11 protein-coding genes are annotated in these 17161 nt (G+C 42.1%); 4 read left to right on the plus strand and 7 right to left on the minus strand.

What is annotated here, in order from left to right; genetic code table 11:
- The first annotated feature begins 57 nt into the window (after window positions 1-57).
- Both IZT61_RS05420 and IZT61_RS05425 read left to right on the plus strand, forming a co-directional pair.
- A complete protein-coding gene (locus IZT61_RS05420) occupies window positions 58-2157 on the plus strand; it encodes an HRDC domain-containing protein (RefSeq protein ID WP_196100163.1) in 2100 nt (699 codons plus the stop codon).
- A gap of 434 nt (window positions 2158-2591) precedes the next feature.
- Window positions 2592-3860 carry an Hsp70 family protein gene (locus IZT61_RS05425; protein ID WP_196100164.1) on the plus strand — a complete coding sequence of 423 codons (1269 nt, stop codon included), beginning with the start codon at window positions 2592-2594 and terminating at the stop codon, window positions 3858-3860.
- Between the two features lie 462 nt (window positions 3861-4322).
- Here the strand turns inward: IZT61_RS05425 and IZT61_RS05430 are convergent, their stop codons facing one another.
- From IZT61_RS05430 to IZT61_RS05460, 7 genes are all read right to left on the minus strand, one after another.
- Entirely contained in the window at window positions 4323-5741 is a 1419-nt protein-coding gene (locus IZT61_RS05430) for an arylsulfatase (RefSeq protein ID WP_196100165.1), read from the minus strand.
- 1 nt (window position 5742) lies between these two features.
- Window positions 5743-7245 (minus strand): RagB/SusD family nutrient uptake outer membrane protein, encoded by a 1503-nt coding sequence (locus IZT61_RS05435; protein WP_196100166.1) that lies wholly within the window; start codon window positions 7243-7245, stop codon window positions 5743-5745.
- 6 nt (window positions 7246-7251) lie between these two features.
- Window positions 7252-10311, minus strand: a complete 3060-nt coding sequence (locus IZT61_RS05440) for a SusC/RagA family TonB-linked outer membrane protein (protein WP_230383866.1) — start codon at window positions 10309-10311, stop codon at window positions 7252-7254.
- Between the two features lie 1061 nt (window positions 10312-11372).
- A complete protein-coding gene (locus IZT61_RS05445) occupies window positions 11373-12152 on the minus strand; it encodes a helix-turn-helix domain-containing protein (protein ID WP_196100168.1) in 780 nt (259 codons plus the stop codon).
- 210 nt (window positions 12153-12362) lie between these two features.
- On the minus strand, window positions 12363-12557 hold the full coding sequence (locus IZT61_RS05450) for a cold-shock protein (protein WP_196100169.1): 195 nt from the start codon (window positions 12555-12557) through the stop codon (window positions 12363-12365).
- Window positions 12558-12569: 12 nt separating this feature from the next.
- Window positions 12570-12755 carry a cold-shock protein gene (locus IZT61_RS05455; protein ID WP_196100170.1) on the minus strand — a complete coding sequence of 62 codons (186 nt, stop codon included), beginning with the start codon at window positions 12753-12755 and terminating at the stop codon, window positions 12570-12572.
- Between the two features lie 733 nt (window positions 12756-13488).
- Window positions 13489-13713: a cold shock domain-containing protein gene (locus tag IZT61_RS05460; protein ID WP_196100171.1), complete on the minus strand. Its 225-nt coding sequence runs from the start codon at window positions 13711-13713 to the stop codon at window positions 13489-13491.
- A gap of 258 nt (window positions 13714-13971) precedes the next feature.
- Between IZT61_RS05460 and IZT61_RS05465 the strand changes: the two genes are divergently transcribed.
- Window positions 13972-14154: a hypothetical protein gene (locus tag IZT61_RS05465; RefSeq protein WP_196100172.1), complete on the plus strand. Its 183-nt coding sequence runs from the start codon at window positions 13972-13974 to the stop codon at window positions 14152-14154.
- Window positions 14155-14351: 197 nt separating this feature from the next.
- Window positions 14352-17060 carry a PQQ-dependent sugar dehydrogenase gene (locus IZT61_RS05470; protein WP_196100173.1) on the plus strand — a complete coding sequence of 903 codons (2709 nt, stop codon included), beginning with the start codon at window positions 14352-14354 and terminating at the stop codon, window positions 17058-17060.
- Window positions 17061-17161 lie beyond the last annotated feature (101 nt).

A 17161-nucleotide genomic window follows, 5' to 3' on the forward strand; every position in this document is an offset into this window, starting at 1 on the left:
AAATGCAATTGAAACCTATACTAAAATATTTAGCGAATAGGTTATTTTTGTCCAACTATGAATACGCCCGATCCGGACAACCAGCTTCTTTTTGATTTTTTAGATTCGACCAACCAGCCCATTTTCTTAACTGGAAAGGCTGGGACTGGAAAAACCACCTTACTAAGAAAAATCAGGGAAACTACTAAAAAGAACTTTGCAGTTGTGGCGCCAACCGCGGTTGCGGCAATTAATGCCGGAGGGGTAACCCTGCACTCATTTTTTCAAATTCCGTTCGGGCCACTGGTGCCGAATCCTGATGACGACAGCGAGCAAAATCAATTGAGGTATTCCGACGAAAAAATACGGCTCCTGCGGTGTTTAGAGCTGTTAATTATCGACGAGATTAGTATGGTAAGAGTAGATATAATTGATTTTATCGACCGGAAGTTGAAGCAGGTTAAGGGATCGAATTTGCCTTTTGGCGGCGTTCAGCTTTTGTTAATCGGCGATTTATATCAGCTTTCTCCTATTTTTCACGATGCCTGGCATATTTTGGGCGCACATTACAGCAGTCCGTATTTTTTCGATAGCTTAATTTTTCGCTCCACACCGATAATTACCTTCACACTCGAAAAGGTTTATCGCCAATCTGATCCCGTTTTTCTCGAGATTCTGAATGGCATGCGAGAAAACAACCTGAGCGAACAACTGTTGAATGAATTGAATAAAAGGTTCGATGCAAGTTTAGAACAAGAATGGAAAGAGGATTATATTACCTTAACCACGCACAACCAATTGGTATCGGAAATTAACCAAAGTTGCCTCGAAAAACTAGACGGCGAAATCTTCGGGTTTAATGCACAAATTAACGGCGATTTTCCGAAGGACGCCTATCCCACCGACGAAAAGCTTCTGCTTAAGTTAGGCGCACAGGTAATTTTTATAAAAAACGACTCTTCGGGAAAAAAGCAGTTTTATAATGGCAAGGCGGCCAAAATTACTGCAATCAATAACGACACCATCAAAGTGGCCTTTACAGCCGACCAAACCGAAATTGAGGTGGAGCGGGAGATTTGGCAAAATGTAAGATATAGCCTCAGCGCCGAGGAAAACAAAATAAACGAAACAAGTACGGGTTCTTTTTCGCAGTATCCATTTAAACTGGCCTGGGCAATAACGGTGCATAAAAGTCAGGGGCTAACGTTCGATAAGGCCATTGTTGATGTAAGTTCGGCCTTTACACATGGCCAGGCGTATGTGGCATTGAGCCGTTGCCGCAGCCTTGAAGGACTAATTTTAAGGTCGCCGGTACAGGTTCAGAACATGATTACCGACCAAAAAGTGACCAATTTCACTTCAACAAGTTATCAGCGAAAGCCTGACGCCGCTTTGCTGGCCAAATACACCAATGAATATGCGTGGAGATTAATTCGCGATTTACTCGACTTTTCTGCTGTGGCAAAGGATTGGGAAAAGCTTGGACGATCAAAATTGATCGATAAAGATGAAAAAATGGCCTTCTTATCCCTTTACGAACAAGGCAATAAGCTGGTAATTGAAGAGATTTTTAAAATCGCCCAGAAATTTATGGCTCAGGAGCTTTTAAAAGTAGACCTAAGCAGAAATCCGGAGACAGAAAGCGTATTTATGGAGCGGGTACAAAAGGCTGCTGGTTATTTCGTTCCCAAACTGCAACAGGCCATTGCCTTAATGGATAAAATTGTATCGATAAAGTTCTATAGCGACGTATACTCAGAAAAGTTGCTCAATAAATTAAAGGATTGCAAAGATGCCCTGCAAATTAAGCTGGCACTGTTCAACATTTCGTGGAAACCGTTTTCGGTAAGCAACTACATCCACACGTTTCATGCGGCCAGTAATAAGCGGCAACCTGAAAGCAAGCCCGTTCAAACGAGCATAAAGCCAAAAGAAATCGCCAATTTGCAGGTGTATAAAAATCTAACTGACTGGCGAAAAACTATAGCCGTGCAACGCGGCGTGCAAGATTATGCTGTTCTATCGGATGTGGCCTTGCTTGCCATAGCCGAGCGCCTGCCGAGAACGACCGACCAATTGGCCGCCATTAAAAGTGTAGGCGTAGGTAATGCAAAAGAACTTGGCCAACACATTACCAAAATAGTAAATTCACATTTGGGTACTAGCGAATTGTTTTAAAGAATTAAGTTACCAAAGCCGAAATTATAATGCTTTTAATACTATAAATTTTGAAACTGAAGAGCTTCTTTTGGAAACGAACAATTTGGTTTTCTTGGCGGCTAGCAGACCCACTCCCGCTCAATGTCATTTAGTTAAGCCTGCTCGGTGTCATCCGATAGCGATCGGATCTGAGCCTTTCGACTTCGCTCAAGATAAACTCAGTCGAAGACCTTTTTTATTGGATAAAGCCATTAACATCCGCCCTTCGACTAAGCCTGTATTGAGCATTTCGACTACACTCAATACAAGCTCAAGCCGAAATGCTCAGGGTGACAATGTTCTATAATTTTATCCTTAACTAAATGACATTGCACTCCCGCTTCAGCCGATAAATTCTATTTTTTTTAATACCTTCGCAACCCCCATTTTTACATGCCCCTAATACAGCAATCATGAGTAAGTTTTTATACGGAATCGATTTTGGAACCACCAATTCGGCACTTTCAATTTACGACGAAGAGAAAAAGGAGATCGTAGAAACGATTTCGATTCCATCGTTAATTTATTTTACAGAGGCGAAGACGTTTACAGCGGGCGAAAACCATATAATAGGCGACAAAGCTATCGAAGCGTACCTACACGATGGAATGAAAGGGCGGTTTATCAAATCCATTAAGCAAATTCTTTCGAGAACCACCTTTACCGAAACCCGAATCCATAATAAAAGGTACTCCGCAGCCGATTTGGTTACCTTGATCTTAAAAGATCTAAAAGCAAAGGCCGACGAAATCATCGGCGAGGAGTGCAAAAAGGCTATTATCGGCCGACCCGTCTTTTTCGATGACGATAACACGCAGAAAGACACGCTGGCACAAAGCAGGCTTAAAAAGGCTGCAGAAAATGCAGGCTTTAGTGAAGTCCGGTTCCAGTTTGAACCAATTGGCGCTGCCTTTGCCTACGAAAAAACCATTACCAAAAAAGAAAGGGTTTTGGTTGCCGATTTAGGTGGCGGTACAACCGATTTCACTTATTTAATTCTCGATCCGGCAAAAGTAGGCAGTAAAGATCGTAAAAACGATATGATCGCCTCGGGCGGTATTTACGTTGGTGGCGATAGTTTAGACTCGGCTTTTATGTGGGAAAAGGGAACGCCATATTTTGGCAAAAATACCATGTACGAAGCTACCCCGGGTAAAGTTTTAAATGTTCCAAAATCGCTGTTTGCCAATATTTGCACCTGGGATAAAATGAACTTCTTTAACGGCCTTAAAATTCAAAAGGAAATTGAAACCTATTATTTTTATTCAGGAAACGACCCGAAATTTAAGAATTTGATTACCTTAATTGAGAACAACCTCGGATATGCGCTCTTCCAATCGATTGAGAAAACCAAGATTGAGCTTTCAAATGAAGCTGCCTCAAACTTCGCTTATTCGAACATGGGCATCGAAATAAACGAGGACATTTCTCTTTCGCAATACGATGCGATTATAAAAAAAGACGTTGATAAGATTGAGGCTTACCTCGACAAATTTTTGGAAACACAGCAGATCACTTCAGACGACATTGACTGCTTGTTTTTAACAGGAGGAACATCAATGGTTTCGTCCATTCAAAAGTTATTTAAGCGCAAATTTCCGCATATCCCACTCAATTCGGGCGATAATTTTAAGAGTGTAGCCAAGGGCCTGGCTTATAGCGGCTACCTGTTTGAAGATTAGCGTTCGCCAAGCAACACCTTTACCGATTCGATAAATATAGAGTATGTAGGTTAAGCTACGTGCGCTAAAACGGATCGTCATCCGATAGCTATCAGATTCGACCGAAGTGCTCCGCAGGAGCTTCTTTGGAGGAGAAATCTTTGTACAAAGTCACCTTCAAAGATTTCTCGGCTGCGCTCGAAATGACGATTTTTAGACTGTTCTGTCTCCGATAGCGGTTATTTATTTGAAGATTAGAGAAAGCAACCAACAACTTTACCGATTCGATAAGTATAAAACATTTGGTGTCATGTCAATGGCGCATTGTCAGGCTGAGCGGAGTCGAAGCCTCGTGCGTTTGCCCTTCGACTCCGCTCAGGGTGACATTTGTTATGGCATTTTGCGATTAACACAACTTAGCATTAGAGAAGTCAAGTTTCGAAAACTTGGCTTCTCTCGGTATAATCAATACCAAATTAACCATTATTTTTCTACGGCAGACCAATCAAACCGAGGGTTTTCCGACGGCGTTTTCGCCTGTTTCATCAAAGCGTAAAGTTGTTTTACCGTTGCTGGATTGTTGCCAGAAATATCGTTTTTCTCGCCAATATCTTCTTTCAAATTGTAAAGCTCCAGTTTCTCGGGCGATCCTTCTTCCTTAAAACGAATCAATTTCCAATCGCCTTTTGTTAAAGCCTCTTTCAAACCGTTCTCATTAAATTGCCAATAGAAATATTCGTGTTGTTTAGCGGGCTTTTCACCTTTTAAAAGAGCGGCATAATTCAGCCCATCGATGTTTTTAGGAGTGCTTGTTCCGGTCAACTCGCCAAATGTTGGCAAAACGTCCCAAAACGCCCAGGGGGTTGCATCGCTTTTACCAACAGGCACCTTGCCGGGCGCCCTTACAATTAACGGAACTCTGATTCCTCCTTCGTACAAATCTCTTTTTACACCTCTAAATGGACCCGAACTGTTAAAATAAACCGGATCTGCCCCGCCCTCTTTATGCGCACCGTTATCGCTGGTAAAAAAGATATAGGTATCATTTTCGAGCCCCAGTTTCTTAACCAACGCTACAATGGCACCCACATCGGTATCTAACTTGTTCACCATTGCGGCAAACGCAGCGTGCGGCTGCGCCTGGCTATCATAATTTCCTTTCTTTTCGAATGGGGTTTCTGGTTGAAATTTGCTTGAGCCATCGGCATTTTGAAACTTTTTAAGCAGCTCATCCGGCACTTTGAGTTCTGCGTGCGGAATGGTTAGCGGTAGATACAAAAAGAACGGCTGATCCTTGTTTTCATTGATAAAATCGACGGCTTTGTTAACAATTAAATCTTCGGTATATTTTGTGGTATCAATCGGCACCTCAACCGTTTTGCCGCCAACAATTTCGTAAAGTCGGTTGGTATAATAATCATGCGCATGCGACTGATCCAAATAACCATAAAAACTGTCGAATCCTTTTAAATGTGGTGCGCCTTTGCTGTCTTCATCTCCCAGCCCCCATTTACCGAACATGCCCGTTTTATAGCCATTGTTTTGAAGCCTTTGCGCCAATGTTGTGTCTTGCGCCCGCAAAGCGGCCAAACCATCTTTGGCCTTCGCATTACCGCGCACCCATGCGTGGCCCATTGTAAAACCGGTCATCAGCGCACACCGCGACGGTGCACAAACCGTGTTTCCCGCGTAAAAACGGGTAAATTTTGTGCCCTCGCTAGCCAGCTGGTCTAAATTAGGCGTTGGAATTGGCGATTTGGCACTAAAAGCCTTGATGTTGCCATAACCCAAATCGTCGGCAAGGATAAAAATGATGTTGGGTTTTCTCTTCGTCTGGCCCTCCGCAATGTGATAACTGCTCAGCAGTAATGCCAGCAAGCTTAGTTTAAATACATTTTTCATATTATTTATTATAGTTGGGATTTTGTTTTAGCGATGGATTATTTTGAATGGCAATTGATGGAACCGGCCACAGATAGTCTTTATTTGCATCAAACAAACGGCTATCTATCCTTGCGCCAGCACTATTGGTAATGTTTCCGTTTAACACCTGCGGCGCAATGCCCCAACGGCGAACATCGTAGTAATAAAGCCCCTCGCCAGCTAGCTCCACTCTTCTTTCGTGCCTGATTTCGGCTCTGAGTTCGTCTTGTGTTAAGGTTGGCGAAATATTTGGCATCTTTGCCCGGGCCCTGATTAAGTTTAGCACATCAAACACCGATTGGTCTGGCCCCACATCTTCATTTTTGGCTTCGGCATACATTAACAACACATCAGCGTAGCGAAGCAAAATTAAATTTAATTCCGAAGTTCCGCTTGTTGGTGCGGCAACTGGCTTTTCATTATCCTTAAATATGGTGTATTTTTTCAACCCATAACCCGTACTCGGATATTGGTTTGCCGTAACCGTAGCGCCCTTAAATTGCGTTCCCGGCAAAATTACGGTCGCCTGCAATCGGCTGTCCCTGTTTTCGAACGGCTTGGCGGCATTATACACTGCCGAACTGGCAATTGGCTTGCCATCTGTGGCGTAATAGGCGTTAACAAGATCGGGCAAAGGTGCAGACCCGAGTTGCTGGTCTAAACTAATATCCAGCGAGTGCGTAAACTCAGGGTATTTGTATTGCACATCGAAAATGACCTCGCTGTTTCCTTCATTTTCGAGGTAAAACAAACCTCGATAATCCGGAAATAAGCTGTAGGTTTTCAAGTCCATTACTGCTTTTGCAGCTTCGGCGGCTTCTTTCCATCGTTTGGCATATAACAAAGCACGGGCTTTTAGTGCCAAAGCGGCGCCTCGTGTTGCCCTGCCTTTATCGGCACCAGAATAGCTTAAGGGCAAGGCCGTGCCTGATGAGGCTTCGGTTAAGTCTTTTAAAATTTGGGCCAGCAGTTCATCAGCAGTGTTTCGGGGCAAACTGGCCTGCGTGTCATAGTTGGTAGCTTCGGTAATTAACGGCGCACCGCCAAACAAGTTCCACAGCGGAAAATAGTAAAGTGCCCGTAAAAATTTGGCCTCGGCCTTGTATCTTTCTTTTAACATGGCATCCATTTCTACCTTATCGATATTGGCGAGCAGGTTGTTTGCCCGTCCAATGCCTTTATAGCTGCCATTCCACGTATCGTTAAAATATCCGGTTGCGGCATTGTGCAAACCTCTCGAAATGATGTTATAATCGTTATTGTATTGATAGGTATTGGGGCTCAACGCATCAAGATAGATGGAATTGGCCGAATAAACATTGTAATAAATTGCCGCGTAAGTGCCATTTAAGGCGGCTTCGGCCTGTATTTTAGTATTCCAATAGGTATCTTGCGTAAACCGATCGGTTGGTGTTACTTCCAAATAGTCTTTACAGCCAAACCAAAGGAAGGAAAGCATCACTAATAAAATATATTTTCTCATGGCTTGTTATTTAAATGATACGTTAATTCCGGCCGAGATTGTTTTGGCATTTGGGTATTCAATCAAATCGGCACGGGTTAAATTGCGTTCGGGATCGCTAAACTTGAAATTAGAAAAGGTGAGGTAATTTTGGGCATTTACAAACACCTTTAAAACATCGATACCGGCCTTGGCCGCCCATTTGGTGGGAAACGAATAGCTTAATTGCACGTTTTTCAATCGCAGATACGAAGCGTCGCGAACCCAGAAACTGGAAGTTTGAAAATTTTGGGGATAACCGTTCGAGGTGGTTAAGCGGGGCAACGAAGCGTTGGTATTTGTGGGCGTCCACGAATCGGTTAACCAATCGGAAGTTACGCCGGCACCATTTTTAAACGGCTGCGCCAAATTTCCCGTTAAGTAGGTATCAACATTTTGCAGACCTTGAAAAATGAAGCTGAAATCCCACCGTTTATAGCCTATACCACCCGAAAAACCATAAACAAATTTCGGAATGCTATTGCCGATAACTACCCGGTCGTTATTGTCGATAACGCCATTTCCATCTACATCCCTGTACTTTAAATCGCCGGGAACAGTGCCTGCATTTTGGAAAGCGTGTGCTTTTACTTCGTCGGCAGATTGAAAAATTCCCTCCGCCTGTAGCCCGTAAAAACTGTCGATCGCCGATCCCTCTTGAATAATCGTATTCGAAGCATAGTATTTCTGACCGTTTAAATTGGTTACCTTATTTTTTACGTAGGTAAGATTAGCGCTTGCGTTGTACCTGAAATCATTAATAGAATGGTTAAAACCCAATGTAACCTCAAAACCGCGGTTGTTAACCGCCCCGATATTTTTTACAGGACCGGCTAAGTTGCCCACCTGCCCGGGAACACTGATCTGCCTCAAGATTTTGGACGTTTGCTTATCGAATAAATCGACCTCGAAAGTGAGTTTATTATTAAAAAAACCACCCTCTAAACCTATATCGCTCATTGTTGTGGTTTCCCAGGTAATATTAGGGTCACTAAGCTGTGTAATTGCCGCTCCACTTACCACTGTGCCATTAAAATTATAGTTCTGCCCGAGCGAAATCGCATCTACATAACTAAAGAGTGCTACATTTTGGTTACCAAGCTTACCGTATGATGCACGAAGCTTCAAATTGCTGAACACATTGAGGTTTTTGATAAAATCTTCCTCGCTGATGCGCCAACCAGCAGAAAACGACGGAAAAAATCCCCAACGTTTGTCTTCGGCAAACCTCGATGAGCCATCGTACCTAAAGTTGGCTTCGAACAAGTACTTTTCGTTGTAATTGTAGTTAAACCTGCCAAAATAAGATTGCAACCGTGAAGCGCCCGATGTTCCGCTTACCTGTGGCGAGGTACTGCCTGCGTTCAGTTCGGTTAACTCATTTCCGAGGTAACCTTCGTTATAGGCGGAGAAATTTCCATCATTAAAACGTTCTAAACTAAAGCCGGCCAAAGCGCCCAGATGGTGCTTATTCAACTGCTTTTCCCAGGTTAAGGTGTGGAAATTGGTGATGTTGATGTTGTTTTGGCTGATTTGCCTGATGCCACGGGCGGGAGTATTGCCAATAGGCGTTACTACACCCGTTTTGGGGTTGGTGAGATTAATAGCTGGATAGGAATATTTGTTGATACCGTAAAGCAGGTTGGCACCCAGCGTAGTTTTATATTTGATGTTAAACGGTAACTGGTACTCGAGAAACACGTTTGCAAGGGTTCGGTACTGATTGTTTTTGTTGAAGCCCTCGTTGGCAAGTGCAACAGGATTTCGGAAAAAATTGTGCCCGGGTACACGAATCCACTGATCGGCATAGGTTCCATCTTGTGCATAAGCCGTTTGAAAAGGCAGCCCACGATAAATCAGGCCCATTAAGCCACCTTCGCCATTGCCATCATCGGCACTGTAGGCACTTTCGCGGCTGTTCCAAAAATTGGCCGACAAGCTGGCGCCGACCTTCAGGTTCTTTGTAATATCGGAAGTGATATTGGAATTGAGCGAGTATCGGTTTCCGGAAGAACCAATCATAATCCCATCTTGATCTAGATACCCGAGCGATATGGAAAAGGCCGTTTTTTCGGATCCACCAGAAATGCGAAGACTGTGCTCTTGAATGGCCGCATTCCTAAACATGACATCAAACCAATTGGTATTGGGATAAATATAAGGATCGGTACCGTTTCGATATTCGTTAATTAAGGCTTCGCTGCTTTCGGCAGGTTTGCCCTCGTTGGCGAGCGCCCGGTTTTTGCCAATCATGTAATCGACCGTGTTGGTTACGGCATCGGGAAACTGAGTTGCCTTTTGCGATCCGGCGTAAAAGCTGTAATCGATGTTAAATGTACCCTTTTTGCCTGTTTTGGTTTTCACCAAAATCACGCCATTTGCCGCCCTGTTGCCATAAATAGCAGCCGAGGCGGCATCTTTTAATACGGTGACACTCTCAATATCGTTCGGATTTACATCGCCCAGCGGAAACTCAATCCCATCGACCAAAACGAGTGGGTTATTGTTGTTCAACGTGCCGGCACCTCGAATTCGAATGGTTGCGGCATCAGCTCCCGGCCGGCCCTTGGTTTGGTTGGTAAACACGCCCGGCACATTTTGCAAGGCCTGTGTGGCATTGGTAATGGGGCGGTTGGCAAGGGTTTTAGCATCAACGGTGGCTACGGAGCCTGTTAAATTCACTTTCTTTTGTGTTCCGTAACCCACTACAACTACATCATCGAGCGGGTTGTAATCTTCCACGAGCTCAACGGTAATTTGGTTTTGGTTGACTACAACAGCGGTTTGCTTATAGCCAATAAAGTTAACCAATAAGGTAAAGGGATATTTTTGTCCGGTAACCAGCTGAAATTTTCCCTCGCGATCGGTAGCAGCGCCATTTGTTGTGCCTTCAATTTTAATCGAGGCCCCAATAAGTGTTTCTTTGGTCTTTGCATCGATAACGGTTCCCGATAACGTGGCATTAATAATTGGACTGGTGGGGTTTTGGGCAGACGAAAAAAATGGGGAAAGAAATAAAAAGATCAGGCCGATTAGCCTTTTATCCATGCTTGGCCTGGATATCATACTTCGTAAAGCCAAAGTCTCACACGTGAGATTGACTTTCTCAAAAATTTGCATAACTTTGAAATAGGGTGATTGATTGATTGAAACAGGTGCAACGCCAATTGAATTCCTGTTTCTTTAACTAGCCTGGGGAAAATACAATCTTGTATTTTCCTTTTTTTTTGCCTCAATTATTCTGAATAACCTGAGGCTAATTTCTACGCTAACTACAACAATATCTTCTATTTGAGGTTATAGACCGCTCATTCGCAGCCCAGTTCAATTTTGTAAGTTCTTGTTTCATAATTATTGTTTTTTTTGACAAATATAATTTATTTTAAATAGACTACAAGTTTACTAGACTTTTTTTTTGATAACAAAAAATCAACTTCGTCGTAGCGTTCCCAGTGCTATTAAGTTAAGGCCTCGTCGTAGCGTCTTGCTACGACATTTATCTATATCCGACATATATAAGGTATCGTCATTTCGACCGAAGCGGAGAAATCTTTGACCACCGAAGCCCCCACCTCGTCGTAGCGTCTCGCTACGACATATATAAGTATCGCAATCCGATAGCAATCAATTTCGTATCGCCCCCAACCTCGTCGTAGCATAGCTCCAACCGCTTCCAATACCCTCAGACAGCTGTCGCTTCATTAAACGCTCATTTTAGGCTTGTCTTTTTTAAAACAACGACTTCGTAGGTCTGAGATTCTTCCTACGTCAGAATGACAGAATTAGCGGATTAATAAAAACATCTTGGCCGCTTAGCGTCTATAGAAGTATGCGAAGTTTTACACGAAAGCGCTTTTTAACGACATTTAAAAGCACCATTCATTATTTACTGCAATTTGACATCACCTACACGAATATTTCTTTTTGCTTTGAGCCAGATTTTTTAAATTAGCGGTGTAAAATTGTTGCGTCTGGTAAAGTAGCTTACATTAAACAAGGCCTTACGCGTTCGGCGCTTTTGCAATGAATGTGGTGAGACCAGGAAAAATTGTAATCTAGAAGAGATGAAGTCGACAAGACCAGCATTTCTTTGACAGGCGCATCAATTTTCAAATTCCTTTTGCTTTTTTAAATTGAACAATGCTCATTCCCTTGTACCGTTTAAAATTATAGTAAAGGTGCTTAGTTTGCTCAAAGCCCAATATTTCGGCTATTTCATCTATTGTATAATCGTTGTGACTGAGTAAATGTTCTGCCTCTCTCATTACCCTGTCTCTTATTAGTGAGGAAAGGCTTTTGCCCAATACCCTTAATACAAAGTTTTTCAGTTTTTGAATGCCCATTCCCATTCCCTGGGCATAAAATTCGCCATATCGCTCGCTTTTGTAAAACTGTTCTAATATTGCCCTGAAACGAAGAATTTGTTGAAGTTCATCAAGAGATGATGCCGCCAGATAACCATCCAGACCGGAGGCATAGCCAAGAAAGAGCGAAATAGACTGCGATAAGAATGGCAAGTCCTTGTTTGCCTCAATATCTCTTTGCAGCTGATCTAGTAAGCCATACGCTTTTGTCGATTCGCCATCTAAATCCTCATAAGATAGTTTTAAAAAAAGCGTTTTTGCCAGTGGATCTAAATGTTGAAGCAGAAAATCGGTGTACAGCGAGTTGGTAAACGTTAACCAATAGCCCGCTTCAATTTGGGCATCGAGCCGCACCAAACCTTCTTCCGGAATAAAGAAAACCCTTGCGTCTCTAAGCTTGTAATCGCCAGAATTCATGCATAACCAGCCCCTGCCCTCTTTAATAACCAGTACCCGAATTGGGAATATGGCCTGTAATGCCCGCTCACGTTTAAAAGTCCCACTAATTGATTCTAGTTGTATCATATTTGTTTTTAAACACGTAAAAATTAACTACTTACAGGGACAGATTTTCACGATTCCGGTTACATTTTTGTGGTTTTAAAAGTACAGATGAACACAAAAAGCCTCCTAATTTATAAAATTAGAGGCTTTATTCATTATTTTTTTTTAAAAATAGAGGGTGAGCAATAAGCTGTTCAGCTTAAAGCCTGAAGTTGTATGCGGCGAAAAAGGCTAATTTAAAGACACAACTTTAATGGCGACAAGTCCGCCGGTTGTAAATTCAACATCGAACTTTACGATGCTATTCGATTTGATCTGGCCAATAATGCCTTCGGCAAATACGCTCACTTCTTTTCCGCCATTTGATGGGGTGATATATCCAAACCCCTTTTCCTGATTGTAGAATTTAACTGTTCCTAATCTCATAACCCAGCAACACTAAACAAGTTTAACATTAACAGCATTCGGTCCTTTTTTTCCTTGTGAAATTTCAAATTCCACTGCATCATTCTGATTGATTTTATCTTTTAAGCCTGAGATGTGCACAAAGATTTCATCACCATTGTCTACTTTAATGAAGCCGAAACCTTTGGATTCATTATAAAATTTTACTATACCTTGCATTTTAATTTAGATCTTTTAAATCTAAACATAGCTGGTTTCAAAAAAGTTTTATAACAGAATAGATTATGCCTCTAAAAAAATAGATAAAGCATGAGTTATCGATGATTTGATAAAACGAGAATATACAGATTGATTGATAAGCAATTGAAAAACAATGCGATAAAACCGATATTATTCCAGCATTTTTCATGCTACATAGATTCCCATCCAAGCTACCAATGACAGATCTATAGTTTGGTCGTCTTTTCGACTGTAGCGTAGCGGAACGGAGAAATCTTTTTGATGCGAGTTCAAACATTTCTCCTCCAAAGGAGCTCCTGCGGAGCGCTTAGGTCGAAAGACGATTTGCTGGAAAGAACCGTCATCCGATAGCTATCAGATCCAACGCCCTCATTTTTTCTAAAACTGACCCTGGGGACGACGACCGTTCTTCGTCGGTATTTATATGCTTAAGAATATTAAAAACCTGATCAACCCTTCTTGCCACTAAAAATTGCAACAAAAACACCTAATCCTCCCAGAATGAAGATTACTCCCAAAACAAAATTTAATTTATCGCCCATTTCGGTAAGGTAGAAATTATTTGGGCGATGACACTATTTTGACATAAATTACAACAATTAGTTGTGTTTTTCCGACATTAACAGACCGTGAAAGGCTTTAATGTGTACTATAACGATTTCATGAAGCTGAACTGCTTCGATAAGTAATTTAAAAGATAATCGTATGGAAACTAAACCACAGAACGAAAGCTGCGCTTTAACTTGGGTACACCCATAATGTTTTTCGCTACCCGTCCTTTCTTGGTGATGGCAATATCAAATTGCACCGAACTGCCTACGTATAGTCCTTTCGCTTTGCAATCGGCAATGTCGAAATAAATACTTTCGATAACTAAATATTGAGAAATCAGACCGAAGCCTCTTTGTTTGTTGTAAGCAGTTATTACACCATCCATAAGATCTGTTTTGAGCGTTATATATTTTGTGTTTGCTTAATACATTATGAATTAAATTGTTTTAAAACTAATGATAACAACTTGGGCTGCAAAACACAGTAGACGAACTTCACAGATTAATAGATTTCATACCAAATATTGTTGATTTAGTGAAAAATCGATCAAAGTATAGGCAATTTCGATCAAAAATTGTGAAAAACCAGTAAAACCTATTTAGAAACAATGTGTTGCATTAAATAGAACAGCTAACCTGATATTATGAAAAAAGTAACCAAAACGACTTCTCGAAAAGAACTGGAAAACGTAAAGGAAGGTGATGAAATTGAAGATGACACCGGGAAGCAAGGCGAAGTATCAAATATCGAGATTTTGCAACGCAGAAGCGAAAAACAATTCTATTACAAGTTAAAACACGACGGAACCATCCTCGTTATCAAATAACTTTGTTCCACCGGCACTGCATGCTTCAACCCAAAATATATCAAAGCAAACCTGCCTTTCGGTTTACACCCTGCATACGTGTCTATGTCAGCGTTTAAATGTTGCCTAACAATGAGTTCGAAAGCATAAATTTTGATACACGTTACAAGCTTGATGACAAATAAGTTATATTTATAGCGTTTACAAAAACCAAATAAATGAAAACCATCCTTAGTATATTATTCTCTGCTGTTGCCTTCGTTTTGATTTGTGCAGCTACCGCCAATAAAAAAATTACCGTTCGCTATTTAAGCAACCAAAATTATCATAAAATTGATACGCCCGACCAAGATCGGTTTGTGAAGGTGCCATTGGTGCAGGGCGAATTTACCGAACCCACAGAATTAACCGTGCTGCCCAATCTTGATATTTTAGTGGCGCAACGTCGCGGAGAAATAATGCTTTATAAAAACAACAGCAAAAAACTGATTGAAGCTGGTAAATTGAACGTTTATTTTAAAACAAACGTACCCGACGTAAATGCCGAAGAGGGTTTACTTGGCATGGCCGCCGACCCTAAATTTGCGATTAACCATTATGTTTACCTTTTTTATAGTCCTTTTGATAAATCAGTAAATCGTTTATCTCGCTTTAAACTGATAAATGATAAAATTGTAAAGGAGTCGGAGAAAATCGTTTTAGAATTTTATTCACAACGCGACATTTGCTGCCATACGGGCGGATCGATCGCTTTCGGTCCCGATAATTTGCTGTACGTTTCTACCGGCGACAACTCTACGCCGTTTGATGTTCCAAAACAAAAGTTTGTAAATAAAGGCTATGCCCCGCTTGATAACCGAAAAGGCTTGCAACAATACGATTCGAGGCGATCGGCCGGGAACACCAACGATTTACGGGGAAAGATTCTCCGAATTAAAATGAACGACGACGGCAGTTACAATATTCCCGAAGGAAATCTCTTTCCAAAAGAAGAGCCCAAAACGCGGCCGGAAATTTTTGTAATGGGCAACAGGAACCCTTATCGTATTGCTGTTGACCAGAAAACAGGCTACTTATATTGGGGAGAAGTTGGCCCCGATGCGAGCAACGACGATGCGCTACGCGGACCGAGGGGTTACGATGAGGTGAATCAAGCCAAAAAAGCCGGAAACTTCGGCTGGCCCTACTTTATCGGCAACAATTATCCGTATAAGGCATACGATTATACCAATGGCGAAAGTGGCGATGCTTTCGATGCGTCGGGAGCAACAAACAATTCGCCAAACAACACAGGGCTTGAGCGGGTTCCGGCGGCACAGCCAGCATTTATCTGGTATCCGTACGGCGAGTCGAAGGAGTTTCCGCAAGTGGGTTCTGGCGGCAGAACGGCAATGGCTGGTCCGGTTTATTATACCAGGCCGAACGCTTCCCCCTATCCCGAATACTATAACGGCAAGCTGATAATTTACGAATGGGTGCGCGGCTGGGTGAAAGCAGTAACGATGAATGCGCAGGGCGATTATTTAAGCATGGAGCCTTTTATGGCCAATATATCGCTTGCTGCACCAATTGACATGGAGCAAGGGCCTGACGGAAAGTTGTACATTTTAGAATATGGCAAGGGATGGTTTTCAAAGAATCCTGATGCGGGAATTGTAAGAATTGATTATTTAAAGGGTAATAGGCCACCTGCAATTAAAAACCTGAACATTGCTAAAACAAGCGGTTTGCTTCCGTACAAAATGACGGCAAAGGTAGATGCGAAAGACCCCGACGGCGATGCCCTAACTTATATTTGGAACCTAGGCAAAGGAATTACAAAAACCACTACCACGCCTACTTTACAATACACATTTACGAAAGCAGGCGAATATGCGATCAGTGTAAAGGCTATTGACCGCAACAAAGCGACGGCAAAAAGTAGAATTGTGCCCGTGTTTGCTGGTAACGAACATCCGCAGGTTAACATCAGCATTGCAGGAAACAAAAGCTTTTATTTTCCGAATGAGCCAGTAAATTATAAGGTGCTTGTGAGCGATAAAGGTGCAAAAGTGAATTACAGCCGTATTTTTATCTCGAGCACTTATACCGAAGGCCGTGATTTAGCCGGCGCACAATTGGGCCACCAACAAGCGGTACAAACAATGATCGGAAAAACGCTGATGCTGAAATCTGATTGCAGCACCTGCCATAAAGAATCTGCGGCTTCTATCGGTCCCGCTTTCGACAAAATTGCTGCAAAATATAAAAACGATGGTAAGGCGGTCGATTATCTGGCATCCAAAGTAATTGGGGGCAGTCAGGGCGTATGGGGCGAAGTGCCTATGCCTGCACACGCGGCCATGAAACAGGCCGATGTTAAAAAGATAACGGAATGGATTATGAGCCTCGGCAATAAAGAAACCGTTGCAGCCTCGTTGCCAACATCCGGAAAAATAGTGCCGCCTGCTAATATCGATAAGAAAAAACCAGTATTAACCATAAAGGCAAGCTACACAGATGCCGGTTCGATGGGCTTAAAACCGCTTACAAGCACCAATTTGGTCAACCTCAGAAATAATGAAATTGAGGCGGTGGACCTACAAAATTTTAAGGGCTTTGAAAAGAAAGACATTTACGGAGGCGATAAACTTGTGTTGAACAACGAAACCGCATGGATAGCGTTGAAGAATATTGACCTGACTGGCATTGCAAGCTTCAATTTTGCATTTGCTCGCTTAAACAGGGGCACAAACGGAAAGATCGAGATCAGGCTCGACAGCGAAAACGGCGCAATTGTTGGAACATCCACACTGGAAAGTGATGTGCCGTTAGCGCCAGTTATCGATGGAAAAATGCATACACTGTATTTCATTTTTAAAGTTGAAAAAGAAGCTACTAAAGATAAAATAGTGCTAAGTTCAATTACGCTGAAACAGAAGAATTGATTGCCATGCTTAACAATCGGTATGCGTGAGGGATGGATAAGTTTAAAGAAGTCAAGTTTGAAAAACTTGATTTCTTACCATCACTATCATAATAATTGGAC

Origin of the sequence: Pedobacter endophyticus, assembly GCF_015679185.1 — a bacterium.
GTDB lineage: Bacteria > Bacteroidota > Bacteroidia > Sphingobacteriales > Sphingobacteriaceae > Pedobacter > Pedobacter endophyticus.